Source organism: Pseudoxanthobacter sp., from assembly GCF_036822375.1.
Taxonomy (GTDB): domain Bacteria; phylum Pseudomonadota; class Alphaproteobacteria; order Rhizobiales; family Segnochrobactraceae; genus Pseudoxanthobacter.
This window is the reverse complement of the sequence record NZ_DAISHT010000084.1, coordinates 1-14,544: the sequence shown is the minus strand read 5'-3', so window position 1 is coordinate 14,544 and position 14,544 is coordinate 1. Positions and strand designations below refer to the sequence as shown.

General features: G+C 71.2%; 13 protein-coding genes and 1 pseudogene. 7 read left to right on the top strand and 7 right to left on the bottom strand.

Annotated elements, in window-relative coordinates:
* Positions 1 to 347 (top strand): annotated as a pseudogene (locus V7067_RS09850) (bifunctional methylenetetrahydrofolate dehydrogenase/methenyltetrahydrofolate cyclohydrolase); the annotation flags it as partial.
* Positions 348 to 405: 58 nt separating this feature from the next.
* On the opposite strand, the gene V7067_RS09845 reads toward V7067_RS09850, so the two are convergent.
* Positions 406 to 1,137: a sulfur transferase domain-containing protein gene (locus V7067_RS09845; RefSeq protein WP_334175719.1), complete on the bottom strand. Its 732-nt coding sequence runs from the start codon at positions 1,135 to 1,137 to the stop codon at positions 406 to 408.
* Positions 1,138 to 1,450: 313 nt separating this feature from the next.
* Between V7067_RS09845 and V7067_RS09840 the strand changes: the two genes are divergently transcribed.
* The 4 genes from V7067_RS09840 (at position 1,451) to V7067_RS09825 (ending at position 8,087) form a co-directional block, all read left to right on the top strand.
* The gene (locus V7067_RS09840) at positions 1,451 to 3,580 is read left to right on the top strand and encodes an elongation factor G (RefSeq protein ID WP_334175718.1); all 2,130 of its coding nucleotides are present in this window, start codon (positions 1,451 to 1,453) and stop codon (positions 3,578 to 3,580) included.
* Positions 3,581 to 3,627: 47 nt separating this feature from the next.
* A complete protein-coding gene (gene msrP / locus V7067_RS09835) occupies positions 3,628 to 4,641 on the top strand; it encodes a protein-methionine-sulfoxide reductase catalytic subunit MsrP (protein WP_334175721.1) in 1,014 nt (337 codons plus the stop codon).
* Positions 4,642 to 4,981: 340 nt separating this feature from the next.
* Entirely contained in the window at positions 4,982 to 6,724 is a 1,743-nt protein-coding gene (locus tag V7067_RS09830) for an ABC transporter permease subunit (protein ID WP_334175720.1), read from the top strand.
* A gap of 10 nt (positions 6,725 to 6,734) precedes the next feature.
* Positions 6,735 to 8,087, top strand: coding sequence for a nitrate/sulfonate/bicarbonate ABC transporter ATP-binding protein (locus V7067_RS09825; protein WP_334175717.1), 1,353 nt, complete (start codon positions 6,735 to 6,737; stop codon positions 8,085 to 8,087).
* Positions 8,088 to 8,113: 26 nt separating this feature from the next.
* Here V7067_RS09825 and V7067_RS09820 read toward each other — a convergent pair whose 3' ends face one another.
* The 6 genes from V7067_RS09820 to V7067_RS09795 form a co-directional block, all read right to left on the bottom strand.
* Positions 8,114 to 8,974 (bottom strand): RNA methyltransferase, encoded by an 861-nt coding sequence (locus V7067_RS09820; RefSeq protein WP_334175716.1) that lies wholly within the window; start codon positions 8,972 to 8,974, stop codon positions 8,114 to 8,116.
* 58 nt (positions 8,975 to 9,032) lie between these two features.
* Positions 9,033 to 9,692 carry a LysE family translocator gene (locus tag V7067_RS09815; protein WP_334175715.1) on the bottom strand — a complete coding sequence of 220 codons (660 nt, stop codon included), beginning with the start codon at positions 9,690 to 9,692 and terminating at the stop codon, positions 9,033 to 9,035.
* Positions 9,693 to 9,774: 82 nt separating this feature from the next.
* Positions 9,775 to 10,626, bottom strand: a complete 852-nt coding sequence (locus tag V7067_RS09810; RefSeq protein ID WP_334175714.1) for a DUF3108 domain-containing protein — start codon at positions 10,624 to 10,626, stop codon at positions 9,775 to 9,777.
* A gap of 163 nt (positions 10,627 to 10,789) precedes the next feature.
* The gene (locus tag V7067_RS09805; protein WP_334175713.1) at positions 10,790 to 11,494 is read right to left on the bottom strand and encodes a fumarylacetoacetate hydrolase family protein; all 705 of its coding nucleotides are present in this window, start codon (positions 11,492 to 11,494) and stop codon (positions 10,790 to 10,792) included.
* Positions 11,495 to 11,575: 81 nt separating this feature from the next.
* Entirely contained in the window at positions 11,576 to 11,941 is a 366-nt protein-coding gene (locus V7067_RS09800; protein ID WP_334175712.1) for a metalloregulator ArsR/SmtB family transcription factor, read from the bottom strand.
* 148 nt (positions 11,942 to 12,089) lie between these two features.
* Positions 12,090 to 12,776 (bottom strand): arylesterase, encoded by a 687-nt coding sequence (locus tag V7067_RS09795; RefSeq protein WP_334175711.1) that lies wholly within the window; start codon positions 12,774 to 12,776, stop codon positions 12,090 to 12,092.
* A gap of 184 nt (positions 12,777 to 12,960) precedes the next feature.
* Between V7067_RS09795 and V7067_RS09790 the strand changes: the two genes are divergently transcribed.
* Positions 12,961 to 13,665, top strand: a complete 705-nt coding sequence (locus tag V7067_RS09790) for an ATP-binding cassette domain-containing protein (RefSeq protein WP_334175710.1) — start codon at positions 12,961 to 12,963, stop codon at positions 13,663 to 13,665.
* 11 nt (positions 13,666 to 13,676) lie between these two features.
* Positions 13,677 to 14,544: ABC transporter permease (locus V7067_RS09785; RefSeq protein ID WP_334175709.1), on the top strand; the 868-nt coding region annotated here is incomplete at its 3' end.

Genomic DNA, 14,544 nt, shown 5'->3' with positions numbered 1-14,544 from the left:
TTCTGCTGCGCGAGGACTGCACCGTCACCATCGCCCACTCGCGCACCCGCGACATTGCCGATGTGTGCCGCCGGGCCGACATTCTGGTGGCCGCGGTCGGCCGGCCGAAGATGGTGAAGGGCGACTGGATCCGCCCCGGCGCAACCGTCATCGATGTCGGCATCAACCGCGTGGCGGCGCCGGAACTCGGCGAGGGCCGCACGCGCCTCGTCGGCGATGTGGATTTTGCCGCCGCGCAGGGCGTGGCCGGCCTCATCACCCCGGTGCCGGGCGGCGTCGGGCCGATGACCATCGCCTGCCTGCTGCGCAACACCGTCACCGCCGCCCGCCGCCGCCGCGGGCTGTAACGGCGCCCTTCCGTCGCGTCCGGACAGACGGGCCGGCCAGCGCCGCGCCCGTCTTTTTTCATTCGCGCCGCAGGATGCGCTCCACCAGCACGTCGCTCCACAGCGTCGGCTTGTGGGCGGCCTTGAAGGCGGCCGGATCGAAGGCGGGGCTGTCGACCCAGTCGAGGAACGGAATGCCCTTCGCCTCGCCCTCGGCAATGTAGCGCTCCAGCATCAGGTCGAGCACGCCGGTGCGCGAGGAGCGGATGTGGCCGAAACGGGCGGAAAGCTGGCCGATCGCCTCCGATGCCGGCCGGCCGCGGGCGAGCATCAGGTACAGCGCGGAGGCGAGCCCCGCCCGGTCGGCGCCGGACTTGCAGTGCATCAGCGCCGGATAGTCGATGCTGCCGAACAGCGCCGCCGCGTCATGGATCATCTCGCGCGTCGGGGCCGAGCGCGACCACAGCGGCAGCGACACGAGGCGGATGCCGGCGCGCTCGCAGGCATCCTTCTCCAGCGCAAAAGCCCCCAGCTCGCGGTCGCCGCGCAGCCACACGATGGTGCGGATGCCGTTATGGGCCGCCCACGCCACGTCGGGCGGTGCAGGCTGGGCGGAACGCCACATGCGCTCGTCCACCCGGTGGCGGTTGCGGTAGAACAGGCGGAAGATGCCGGCGTCGTTGACGATCAGCCAGGCCCATGCCTTCAGGCGCCGCCGGAAGCCCACCAGCGGGCGCTGGCTCTTCTCGCGCAGGCGGCGGTGCCGGGCCTCGCGCCTGGCGGCCTTTTCCGGGTTCCTGAAGATTTTCACCGCGCCGCGCGCCCCGTTCTGGCGAGCCGGCACGCCGCCCGCGGCCCGTTTCCGGCTCGCAGCCGGCTTTCGCAGGCTCAGTCCGGCGCTTTTTGACCGATCACAAAGCCCGGCGCAAGCAACCGTCGAATCCTTGAGGGGAAAGCGGAGCCGTCACAGCCGGCTCAGGGCCGGCGTTGCACCATCCGGGCCTTGCGCCATCCGAGCCTTGCGCCCTGCTGCCGGGACTGCAACGATAAGACGACATCAGGACTGCGACGACGTTTCCATGCGAACCGAAGGCCTCGACATCAACAACAAAAGGAGACCTGCGATGAGCCACGACGAAGCGGCCGCCGGTGCGGTCGGCGAGGACGAGCGTCTTGCGGCAAACCGCGCGGAGGATGACGCGCGCGCCGGCGAGCCCGACAACCGGCCGAAAGCCCCGGCCCCGCGGCTGATCGCCGTGGTCGGCCCCTATGGCAGCGGCAAGACCACGCTGGTTGAGGCGATGTGCGCACGCAGCCGGCCCGGCCGGCGCGCGGAGGCCGCCCGCGACGAGGCCGCCGCCGAGCCGCGCGCCCATGTGATGAGCACGGAAACGCAGTTCCGCACCTTCTCCTTCCTCGGCGACGACTACACCGTGGCCGACTGCCCGGGCTCGGTCGAATTCGCCGGCGAACTGGACGGCGCGCTCGCCGCCGCCGACCTTGCCGTGGTGGTCTGCGAGGCCGACGAGCGCAAGCTGCCCGCGCTCCAGACCATGCTGAAGAATCTGGAGGAGCGCGGCATTCCCCGCGTGCTGTTCCTCAACAAAATCGACCGTATCGGCTCCGGCATCCGCGAAACGCTGGAGATGCTGCAGCGCGCCAGCCGCACGCCGCTGGTGCTGCGGCAGATGCCGATCTGGCAGGACGGCATCGCCACCGGCTTCGTCGACCTCGCCCTTGAGCGGGCCTATGTCTATCGCGAGCACGCGGCAAGCCGCGTCGTGGCCATTGCCGACAGCGAGCGCGCCCACCAGATCGAGGCGCGCTTCGAAATGCTGGAGCGGGTGGCCGACTATGACGACGCCCTGCTGGAGGAACTGCTGTCCGACATCGAGCCGCCGCGCGACCGGGTGTTCGACGACCTTGCCCGCGAAATGGCCGACGGGCTGATCTCGCCGGTGTTCATCGGGCAGGCGGTGCGCGGCAACGGGGTGTTCCGGCTGATGAAGGCGCTGCGCCACGAGGCGCCGCCGGTCTCTGCCACGCGCGAGCGCCTCGGCCTCGACCCGGCCGCGCGCGAAACCGTGGTGCAGGTGCTGAAGACGCTGGACGAGCCCCATGCCGGCCGGCTGTCGCTGGCCCGCGTGCTGGCCGGCCGGGTGCCGGAGCAGATCACGCTCTATGCCGCCGACGGCCGGGCGGTGCGCTCCACCGGCCTCTACCGGGTGGAAGCCGGCCGCGACGCCACCCGGCGCGGGGCCGCCGGCGAAGGCGAGATCGTGGCGCTGGCGCGGCTGGAAGGCGTGCCGGCCGGCGCCACGCTGACCGGCGCGCGCGGCACCCACGTCGACCTGATCGAACTGCCGCCGCTGCCGCCGGTGCTCTCGCTCGCCGTCGCCCCGGTGGAGCCGAAGGACGAGGCGCGGCTCAGCGAGGCCCTGCGCCGGCTGGCCGAGGAAGACCGCGGCCTCACCGTCACGCCCGAACCGCTGGCCGGCGACATCCGCCTCGGCGGGCAGGGCGAGCTGCACCTGAAGGCCGTCACCGACCGGCTGGAGGGCCGCTACGGCCTTGCCATCCTCACCCGGCCGCCGCGCATCGCCTATCGCGAGGCACTGGCCAGAGCGGTGACCGTCCACGGCCGCCACAAAAAGCAGAGCGGCGGCCACGGCCAGTTCGGCGACGTGACCATCGAGTTCGCGCCGCGCCCGCGCGGCGAGGGCTTCGCCTTTGCCGAGCGCATCGCCGGCGGCACCGTTCCGCGGGCCTTCATTCCGGCGGTGGAGGCGGGCGTGCGCGAAAGCCTCGGCGAAGGGCCGCAGGGCTTTCCCGTGGTCGACCTTGCGGCAACCCTGACCGGCGGCAGCTTCCATCCGGTGGATTCGTCGGAGGCCGCCTTCCGCGCCGCCGCCCATCTGGCCGTGCGCGAGGCGCTGGCCACCGCCGGCACCGTGCTGCTGGAACCGGTGATGCGGCTCGTCATCGACACCCCGGCAGAGGCCGGTGCCCGCGTCAGCGCCCTCGTCAGCGGCCGGCGCGGGCAGATCGCCGCGCTGGAGCCGCGCCATGGCTGGCCGGGGTGGGACACCATCACCGCCCTGATGCCGGAGGCGGAAATGCAGCGCCTCATTCTCGATATCCGGGCGGTTACACAGGGCGTCGGCCGGTTTCAGGCGCAATTCAGCCATCTTGCCGCGCTGGATTCAAAGCAGGCTGCCGAAATCGCCGACCGGCGACGGCGCGACGCCGCCTGATCCCCTCCGTCCCCGGAGGCCGCGGCGGGAGGATACGGAGGATGCCCATGCTGATCCGCACGCCCCGCCGCTGGCAGCGCGCCGGACGCGACGTCACACCCGAGGCCGCCTTCTTCACCCGCCGCCGCCTGCTGAAGGCGGGGGCGGGGGCAGCCGTGCTTGCCGGCGCGGCGGGTACCGCCGGCCCGGCCTCGGCCGGCTTTCTCAACGGCCTGTTCGGCGCCGCCCCGCCGCCGCCCGACAGCAGCCCGGACCCCACCGCCGGCCTCTACCCCGCCCGCCGCGACGAGGCCTTCGCCGCCGGCCGGCCGCTGACGCCCGAGAGCGCGTCCTCCACCTACAACAACTTCTACGAATACGGCCCCTCGAAGGACATCAGCGAGCAGGCGCAGGCGCTGAAGATTCGTCCGTGGAGCGTGGAAATCGGCGGCATGGTGGAAAAGCCGCGCACGGTCGATATCGACACCCTCATCCGCGCCATGCCGCTGGAAGAGCGCATTTACCGCCACCGCTGCGTCGAGGCGTGGGGCATGACGGTGCCGTGGACCGGCTTTGCCCTGAAAGCGCTGGTGGAGCAGGCGCGCCCGCTGTCCTCCGCCACCTATGTGCGCTTCGAGACCTTTCTCGATCCCGCCATGGCCCCGGGCCAGAACGCGCCGTTCTATCCCTGGCCCTATGTGGAGGGGCTGACGATGGCCGAGGCCACGAACGAACTCGCCTTTCTGGCCACCGGGGTCTACGGCAAGCCGCTGGCCCGCCAGTTCGGCGCGCCGCTGCGCCTCGCCGTGCCGTGGAAATACGGCTTCAAGTCCATCAAGTCGATTCGCCGCATCACCTTCACCGACCAGCGCCCGGTGACGTTCTGGGAGGGCCTGCAGGCCTCCGAATACGGCTTCTGGGCCAACGTCAACCCGGCCGTGCCGCACCCGCGCTGGTCGCAGGCGAGCGAGGAACTGATCGGCACCGGCGGCGAACGCGTGCCGACGCAGCTCTTCAACGGCTATGCGGAGGAAGTCGCCGGGCTCTATCGCGGGCTTGAGGGCGAGAAGCTCTACATGTGAGGGCCGCCCCGCGCACCCCGCGCCGTGGCCGGCCTGCAACGGCGGTGGCAATGTGGCGAAAGAACCGGCGGGCGGGCCCTTCCCCGGCGGCGCGGCAGGCCCTAACCTGCGGAAGACGCGATGGAATGTCGTCAAACCGTCACGGCGCCGCCGGATAGTCGCCCGCAGTCTCCCGAACGACCCGTCGGGGCAGGGGCGTCCATGCCGGCAGCCGGATGGAAGCGGCCTTCCGGCGCGGTGAACCAGCGCCCCGGCAAGGAAGAAACGCGCCGATGACGATCTGCCCCGGCCCGCGGTGGCCTCTCCGCAACGCCACCTCCCTTCCGGACCGCCTGTCATGATGCGCGATTTTCCCAACGTCCGCCTGCCGGGCGGCCGCTACCTGCCCAACCTGTGGGATCTGCTGGCTTTCGTGCTGGTGTTCGGCACGCTGATCCTGATCTCGCGCGGGGCGGAACAGACCCTCGTGCCGCTGTCGGCCATCGAGCAGACGCCGATCTCGCTCGATCCCGCCATGCTGCCGGAATACGGCCTGCGCACCACGCTGCGGATGCTGGCGGCCATCGCCGCCTCGCTGGTGTTCACGTTCGTCTATGCCACCATCGCCGCCAAGAGCCGGCGGGCGGAAATGGTGCTGATCCCGTTCCTCGATATCCTGCAGTCGGTTCCGGTGCTGGGCTTCCTGTCCTTCACCGTGGTCGGGTTCATGAACCTGTTTCCCGGTCAGGTCATCGGCGTGGAACTGGCGGCGGTGTTCGCCATTTTCACCGCGCAGGCGTGGAACATGACCTTCAGCTTCTACCAGTCGCTGAAGACGCTGCCGAACGACCTCGTTGAGGCCAGCCGCTCGTTCCGCCTCACCCCCTGGCAGCGGTTCTGGCGCCTCGAAGTGCCCTTTTCCATGCCCGGCCTCGTCTGGAACACGATGATGTCGATGTCCGGCGGCTGGTTCTTCGTGGTGGCCTCCGAGGCGATCTCGGTCGGCGACACCACCTACACCCTGCCCGGCATCGGCTCCTATGTGGCGCTCGCCATCGACCACAGCGATCTGGCCGCCATCGGCTGGGCGGTCGGGGCGATGCTGTTCATCATCCTGCTCTACGATCAGCTTCTGTTCCGCCCGCTGGTGGCGTGGAGCGAGAAGTTCCGCTTCGAGACCTCCACCTCCGGGCAGGCCCCCGGCTCCTGGGTGCTGGATGCGGTCAAGCGCACCCGTCTGTTCGCGCGCCTGCTGGAGCCGCTCAGCATGGTGCTGCGCACCGTCGCCAGCCTGCGTCTGGCGCCCCGCGCCGGGCGGGCGCGGCCGGCGGGCGAGGCGCTCGGCCGGGTCTGGACCTCGCCGCTTTTCGACAGGCTGTGGCTGGTCATCGTGGTGGCCGGCACGCTCTATGCCACGTTCCTCATCGTGCGCTTCGTGGCCACCGAACTCGGCCTGCAGGAGGTGCTGGAAACCCTCGGCCTCGGCGTCATCACCTTCATCCGCGTGCTGGTGCTGATCATGCTGGCGACGCTGGTCTGGGTGCCGGTCGGCGTGTGGATCGGCCTGCGGCCCAGAGCGGCGGAATTTGCCCAGCCGATTGCCCAGTTCCTGGCCGCCTTCCCGGCCAACATCGCCTTTCCGTTCTTCGTGGTGGCGATCGTCCACTTCGACCTGAACCCGGATATCTGGCTGAGCCCGCTGATGATTCTGGGCACGCAGTGGTACATCCTGTTCAACGTCATCGCCGGCGCCAGCGCCTATCCCAACGACCTGAAGGAGGCGGCCGCCTCGTTCCACATCGGCGGCTTCAACTGGTGGCGCAAGGTGATGCTGCCCGGCATCTTCCCCTATTACGTCACCGGGGCGCTGACCGCCTCGGGCGGCTCGTGGAACGCCTCCATCGTGGCGGAGGTGGCCAGCTGGGGCAACGACCACCTCGCCGCCCACGGTCTCGGCGCCTACATCGCCGAGGCGACCAGCATGGGCGATTATCCGCGCATCGTGCTCGGCATCGCGGTGATGTCGCTGTTCGTCATCCTGTTCAACCGGCTGCTGTGGCACCCGCTGTTCGCCTATGCCGCGCGCCGTCTCCGGCTCGACTGAGAGGCCTTTCATGCCGACCGAATCCGCCTCTGCCCCCGCAGCCCCTGCTGCCCCTTCCGGCAACGTGCTGGTCGACCTGAAGCGCGTGCGGCAGGCCTTCCGCAAGGCCGACAAGGGCGAGCACGTGGTGCTCGACAATGTCGATCTCACCATTTCCAAGGGCGAGATCGTGGGCCTGCTCGGCCGCTCGGGGTCGGGCAAGTCGACGCTGCTGCGCATCGTCGCCGGCCTCTCCGCGCCCACCTCCGGCGCCGTGCAGTGGTGCGGCCGCCCGGTGACCGGCCCCTGCGAGGGGCTGTCGATGGTGTTCCAGAGCTTTGCGCTGTTTCCCTGGCTGACCGTGCTGGAAAACGTGGAACTGGGCCTTGAGGCTCTGGGCGTCCCGTCCACGGAGCGCCGCCGCCGCTCGCTGGAGGCCATCGACCTCATCGGCCTCGACGGTTTCGAGAATGCCTATCCGAAGGAGCTGTCCGGCGGCATGCGCCAGCGCGTCGGGCTGGCCCGCGCCCTCGTCATCCATCCGCAGCTGATGCTGATGGACGAGCCGTTCTCCGCCCTCGACGTGCTGACCGCAGAGACCCTGCGCACCGACATCATCGAACTGTGGGGCGAGGGCAAGCTGCCCATCGGCTCGATCCTGATGGTCACCCACAACATCGAGGAAGCGGTGCTGATGTGCGACCGCATCCTGATCTTCTCGGTCAATCCGGGCCGGGTGGCGGCGGAAATCCAGGTGGATTTCCCGCATCCGCGCAACCGCCTCGATCCGGCGTTCCGCCAGATGGTGGACGATATCTATGCCCGCATGACCAACCGGGCGAGCCAGGCCGCCGCAAGCCGCCTTGCCGGCCACCACGAGGCGCCGCCCACCACCATGGCAACGCCGCTGCCGGAGGTTTCCACCAACCTCATGGCCGGCCTGCTGGAGGAGATCGCCTCCGAGCCCTACAACGGCAAAGCCGACCTGCCGCATCTGGCCGACGACCTGCAGATGGAGGCCGACGAGCTCTTCCCCGTGGCCGAGGTGCTGCAGATGCTCGGCTTCGCCGACCTGGCCGACGGCGACGTGAAGCTGACCGATGCCGGGCGCTATTTCGTGGAATCCGCCAACGATGCCCGCAAGCGGGTGTTCCGCGAGCGCCTCGTGGCGCGCATTCCCCTCGCCGCGCTCATCAAGTCGGTGCTGGACGAGCGCCCGAGCCACCGCGCGCCGGCCTCCCGCTTCCTGCACCAGCTCGACGACCACATGACCGAGAGCTATTCGGAACGCTCGCTGAAGGCCATCGTGTCGTGGGGCCGCTATGCGGAACTGTTCGCCTACGACGACGAGACCGAGGAATTCAGCCTCGACGATCCGGGCTGAACCGGCGCCCGCCGCGCCCGGCCGCCTCAGGCACCGGCAAAGCGCAGGTGGTGCAGGGCGATGCCGCTGGTGGTGGCGACATTGAGCGAATCGAAGCCGCCGCTCATCGGAATGGTCACGGTGCGGGCGCGGGCAAGGATTGCGTCCGGCAGTCCCGGCCCTTCGGCCCCCAGCAGCAGCGCCGCGCGCGGCGGCGGCTTCAGATCGCACAGCCGCTCGCGGCCGGCGGGCGAAAGCGCCAGCGGCGTGAGGCCCGCCTGTTCCAGCGCCGTCACCATCTGCGCTGCCGGGCCGGCCCGCAGCCACGGCACCGCCAGCACGCCGCCGGCCGAAACGCGGATCGCCTTGCGATAGAGCGGGTCGCAGCTTTCGTCGTCGACCAGCACCAGATCGGCACCGAAGGCCGCCGCATTGCGGAAGATGCCGCCGACATTGTCGTGGTTGGCAAGGCCCGCAAGGCCCACCACCAGCGCCCGCGGCGGCAGCGCCGCCAGCGCAGCGGCGAGCGCGGCGGCCGGCTCGGCCGGCGGCGGCTTCAGGCCGATGGCCAGAATGCCGCGGTGGATGGCAAAGCCGGCAATCGCATCCATCACCGCCGGCGCCGCGCTCATCACCGGCACGCCGGCAGGCACGGCATCGAGCAGCCTGCCGAGGCGCGGCACGCGGTCGGCGGCGATCAGCACGGAGGCGAGCGGAAAGCGGCCGCGGCGCACCGCGACCTCCAGCACCACCTCGCCCTCGATGACGAAGCGGCCCTGCCGGCCGACGAGATCGCGCTCGCGCACGCAGCGATAGTCGGCCACCCGCGGGTCGTCGGCCGCCGCAATGGCGATGACGGCGCGCTGCGGCGGGCGCGACAGAACGGAGGACATCGGGGCTGAGGCCATCAGGCTGAGGATATCGGGCTGAAGATCTGGAAACCGAACCTGCCGTGCGCGAATGCCATCAGCGCCGCAGGCTGTCGAGGATGGATTTTGAGCCGAACGCCACGAACATGGCCCCGCACAGCCGCACGATCCACGCCTCGTGGCGGCGATAGAAGCGCCGGCACGACGGCAGCCCGACCACGAACACCAGCACGCCATAAGCCAGCACCGAGCCGACGATGGCCATGACGATGAGCCCCGGCAGCGCCTTCCAGCCAAGGGCGGCGACATTGCCGGCCAGCAGCGCCGTGAACATGGCGGCCGCCACCGGATAGGACTTCGGGTTTGTGAGGCCGAACACGAGGCCGTGCATCAGCGGCCGGCCGGCGGCCAGGCCGCCCTGCGCCTCGCCGGCCGCGCGCCCGGCCTGACGGATGGCGGAAAAGCCGAGCCAGATCAGGTAGGCGCCGGAGGCAAGGCCCAGCACGCGGAAGACATTGTCGCCGATGGTGGAGGCCCCGACGATGGAAGCCAGCGCCAGCGCATACCACACGAAATCGCCCGCGATGTGCCCGGTGAGGAAGCGCGCGCCGGCCGGGCGGCCGCGGTCGGCACCGATGCCGAACACCGCCAGCACCCCCGGCCCCGGCGTGATGCCATAGGCAAAGCCGGCAAGAACGGCGCTGCCGGCCAGCGCCGGATCGAGCCCGATGAGCGAGAAGGCGGAGGCGAGTGTCATGAGCACGGCTGTCAGTTCCCAGAAGCCGCCGGGGCAGGACTGCGCCGGCGGAGAACGCCCGCAACCACGGCCGGCGCGGGCGCTACTGCGCCGCGGATGCCATGATCGGCCCGGTCATTTTCAGGTCTTCCGCCGCCACCATCAAGGTGCCGTAGAGGGTTTTCATCTCGATGCGGTAAGGCACCATCAGGCCGGAGCGGCCGACCGGCACATAGGAAACCGAGATACGGCGGTTGTTCTTCATGAATTCCACCGCCTTGCGGCCGGGAATGTGGCCCGCCACCGGCACCCAGCGCGCCTGACACACCACCGCCTGCCCCTCGAAGGTCGGCAGCACCACCTCCTCGGTCTCGCGGTAGCTGAGGCGGATGTCGTAGCGCGTCCAGCCGTCGAAGATCGGCAGCCGGCCGTCGCAGGCGGCCTTCGGCGGGGCATTGCCGCCCCCGGCCGGCACCAGAACGAGCGCGGCGGAGACCGGGTCGAGAATGCCGCCGCTCATGACCACATCCGTCAGCGGCACGCGCGCCTCGCGCTCCGGCAGCGCCGGTTCGGCCTCCGAGCGCAGCACGGCGCCATCGGCCATGTGCATCTCGACGCGGTTTTCCGATTCGGTATCGACGGACTCCAGCGTGAACCGGGTCGGCAGCACCCGCCCCTCGTGGAGCCAGCCGGTCGATTCGGCCCGGAAGTTCCCGGCCGCCACCACCTTGCCGACGGCCGCCGGCTTCAGCGCGATGCGGATCGAGTAGGCGCCTTCCTCCGACACCAGCGAGAAGGTCGCCCGCCCCACCGGCACGCCGGAGAAGGTGACGGCATAGATGCCGCCGACGCGGATGCTCTCGGCCGCGGCCGGCCGCGGCGCCGCCGCAAGCCCGCCGGCGACAGCCAGCGCCGGGGCAAGGAAAGACAGCACGGACAGAACACGGCGGCGCATTCTCGAACCTCCGGAAAGGGCACCCGGTCGTGACGGACGGCTGCACCGCGGCAGCCCCCGGCACACGCCCGGGCGGACGCTTCGAGGCAGGGAACGGACAAGCCCGGATGAAAAGACTATCCGGTGTCATGGTAAGGGCAAGGTTAATGCGCCGCCGCCGTTTTCAGATGACCGTCACCGACAGATCGTCGAGGCCGTCGATGTGGGCGAGCATGGTGTCGCCCGGCACCACCGGCCCCACCCCGTCCGGCGTTCCGGTGAAGATGAGGTCGCCGGCGGCCAGCGCGACGAAGCCGGAGAGGTAAGCAATCGTCTCCGCCACGCTCCAGATCATGTCGGCAAGGTCGCCCTTCTGCCTCACGGCGCCGTTGACGGCGAGGCGGATGCCGCCGGCCTGCGGCAGGCCGAACTTCGCCGCCGGGCGGATGAGGCCGCAGGGGGCCGAAAAATCCGACCCCTTGGCCAGATCCCACGGCCGGCCGGTGTTTTTGGCGGCGTTCTGCAGGTCGCGGCGCGTCATGTCGAGGCCGACGGCATAGCCGTAGACATGGGACAGCGCCCCGGAAACCGGAATGTCGCGGCCGCCGGACCTGAGCGCCACCACCAGCTCCACTTCGTAGTGGTAGGCGCCGGTGTGCGGCGGATAGGGCAGGCTGCCGCCGGGCAGCACGGCATCGGCGGGTTTTGCAAAGAAGAACGGCGGCTCGCGGTCGGGATCGGAACCCATCTCGCGGGCGTGAGCGGCATAGTTGCGACCGACGCAATAGATGCGCCGCACCGGAAAGCGGCCGCCGCCCTCCACCGCCAGCGCCGGCACCGCCGGGGCGGGAATGACAAAATCCTCGGAACTCGCGTGCGTCACGGCCATCTCTCCCAAGCCACTGGTCCGCAGTCTCTGCGCGGCTGGCAGAGTGGAGCGGCGCGCGCGCCACGGCAAGGGGCGCGGGCCTCAGGAGGCCGCGGACAGGTCCGGCCGGCACAAAGGCTGCCCGGCCTCGCCTGCACCGTCGTCGGGCCCCACGCAATAGATGCCGTAAAGTGCGCCCAGCACGCGCCGCGCCGGCTCGCTTTCCACCGAATACCAGATGGTCTGCCCGTCGCGGCGGGCGCGCACCAGCCCGTCTTTGCGCAGCAGCGCCAGATGCTGCGACACGGTCGAATCGCGCAGGCCCAGATGCCCGGCCAGCTGGCCGACGGAACATTCCCCTTCCATCAGCCGGCACAGGATCAGCAGGCGGTTGCGGTTGGCGAGCGATTTCAGCAGTTCGCTCGCCTGGTCGGCCGCCGCACTGAGGGCGTCGGAATCAATCACCATGGCCTGAAAGGCCCTCCCGGATGCATGAAGTCTCTGCCGCACATCGATGTGCCGCCACAATGGGCCTCATGGGCGTGACGCGGGCACCCGGGGCCGGCTGAAGCACTTTAACATGCGCAGCTACGAAGGTAAAAATGTGGCGCTCCGCTTATGGCCCCGCCGCGCGGCGCGCCTCCGCCGCCGCCACCAGCGCCTCGGCCTGCGGCAGGATGCCGGCCACGATGATGTCGATGCCGGCGGCGGTCGGGTGCAGCCCGTCGGGCAGGTTCAGCGCCGGGTCGGCCGCAACGCCCGCCAGAAAGAACGGATAGAGCGCCACGCCGCGGGCCGCGGCGAGTTCCGGGTAGAGGGCGTCGAAGCGCGCGGCATAGTCCGCCCCCATGTTGCGCGGTGCGCGCATGCCGGCCAGCAGCACCGGCAGCCGGCGCGCGGCAAGCCGGGTCAGGATGGCATCGAGGTTGTCGCGCGTGCGCGCCGGGTCCTGCCCGCGCAGGGCATCGTTGGCGCCAAGCTCCACGATCACGCCGTCGGCCTCAGGCCCCACCGACCAGTCGAGCCGGGCCAGACCGCCGGCCGTGGTATCGCCCGAAACGCCGGCATCCACCACCGTCACATCGTGGCCGCGCGCCTTCAGCGCCGCCTGCAGGCGGGCCGGAAAGCCCTGCCCGGGCGCAAGGCCGAAGCCGGCGGTCAGGCTGTCGCCAAGGGCCACGATGGTGACCGGTCCGGCGGCCCCCGCCGCCGCCTCTGCCTCCGCAGCCTGCCCGCCGCCCGCCGGCAGCAGGGCCGCCGCCAGCATCAGCCCGCCCGCCATCAGCCTGCCTGTCAGCCTCATCGTATCGCTCCGCTTTGCCGCGCCGCTCCGGACCATGGGGACGATGGCCGCCGGCTTCAACACCCGGCACCCTTTAAGCCGGCTGCAATGTCCCCATATGGCACAGGAAAGCGTGCCGCCCCCCCCCCGGCCGCGCCTGCCGTCCGTCTGCCGCCGTCCGTCCGCTGCCGCAAGAGGCCCCGCCATGCCCCCGACCGATCCCCATCCGGCCGCCCGCCCCGCCGTGCGCGTCGAAGACGTGCGCCTGTCGCTGGGGCGCGGCGCCGCGGCGGTGCGGGTTCTGGACGGCGCCAGCCTGACGGTGGCCCCCGGCGAGACGGTCGGCATCACCGGCCCTTCGGGCTCGGGAAAATCCACCCTGCTGATGGTGATCGGCGGGCTGGAGCGGCCGGAAAGCGGGGCCGTCGAGGTGGCCGGGCAGGATCTGACCCGTCTCGACGAGGATGCGCTGGCCCGCTTCCGCGGCCGCCATGTCGGCATCGTGTTCCAGTCGTTCCACCTCATTCCCACCATGACGGCGCTGGAGAACGTGGCCGTGCCGCTGGAACTGGCCGGTGCCGCCGATGCCTTCGCCCGCGCCCGGGAGGAGCTGGAGGCCGTGGGCCTCGGCCACCGGCTGGATCACCTGCCGAAGGCGCTGTCCGGCGGCGAGCAGCAGCGGGTGGCGATTGCCCGCGCGCTCGCGCCGCGCCCGGCCCTGCTCATCGCCGACGAGCCGACCGGCAACCTCGATGCCGCCACCGGCGCAGCCATTGCCGACCTGATCTTTGCCGCGCAGGCGAGCCGCGGCGCCACGCTGGTGCTCGTCACCCACGATGCCGGCCTTGCGGCGCGTTGCGGGCGCACGGTGCGCGTCAGCGGCGGCCGCGTGCTGCCGGCGGCGGCGTGAGGCCCCGGTCCATGTTGCAGCCCGGACCGACCCCCGCGCCCGCCCCCATGCCGGACCCCGCCCTGCCGGATGCCCGCCCCCGCCGCGCGGCGCTGGGCTGGCCGGCTGTCGCCCGTCTCGCCCTCGCGCTGCGCCTTGCCCGGCGCGAACTGCGCGGCGGGCTTGCCGGCTTCCGCATCTTCATCGCCTGCATCGCGCTCGGGGTCGCCACCATCGCCGGCGTCGGCTCGCTGGCCGATGCGCTGACGCGCTCGGTTGCCGGTCAGGGTCGCACCATCCTCGGCGGCGATCTCGATGCTGCCCTGATCCACCGCACCCTGTCGGCCCCGGAGACCGCGGCCATCGCCGCGCTCGGCCCGACCTCGCGCGTTGCCACCCTGCGCGCCATGGCGCGGGCGGCCTCCGGCGACCAGATCCTCGCGGAACTGAAGGCCGTGGACGATGCCTACCCGCTGACCGGCCGGCTGGACGTGGAAGGCGGTGGCGCCGCCGGCCCCCTGCTCGGCCCGCAGGGCGGCGACGGCGGGCCGCCGGTGCCCGGTGCCCTTGCCGACCGGGCGCTGTTCGACCGGCTGGGGGTGAAAGTCGGCGACCGCATCGGCGTCGGCAACGCCACCGTGCAACTGACCGGCATCATCGCCCGCGAGCCGGACAAGCTCAGCGGCGGGTTCAGTTTCGGCCCCCGGCTGATGATCGCGGCCGGGGCCCTGCCCGGAACCGGCCTGCTCATGCCCGGCAGCCTTGTGACGTGGTCGCAGCGCGTGCTGCTGCCGGAGGGCACCGGCGATGCGGCCCTGAAGGCGATCCGCGCCGGGCTGGAGGCGCGCTTTCCCGATGCCGGCTGGCGGCTGCGCGACCGCACCGGCGCGGCGCCCGGCT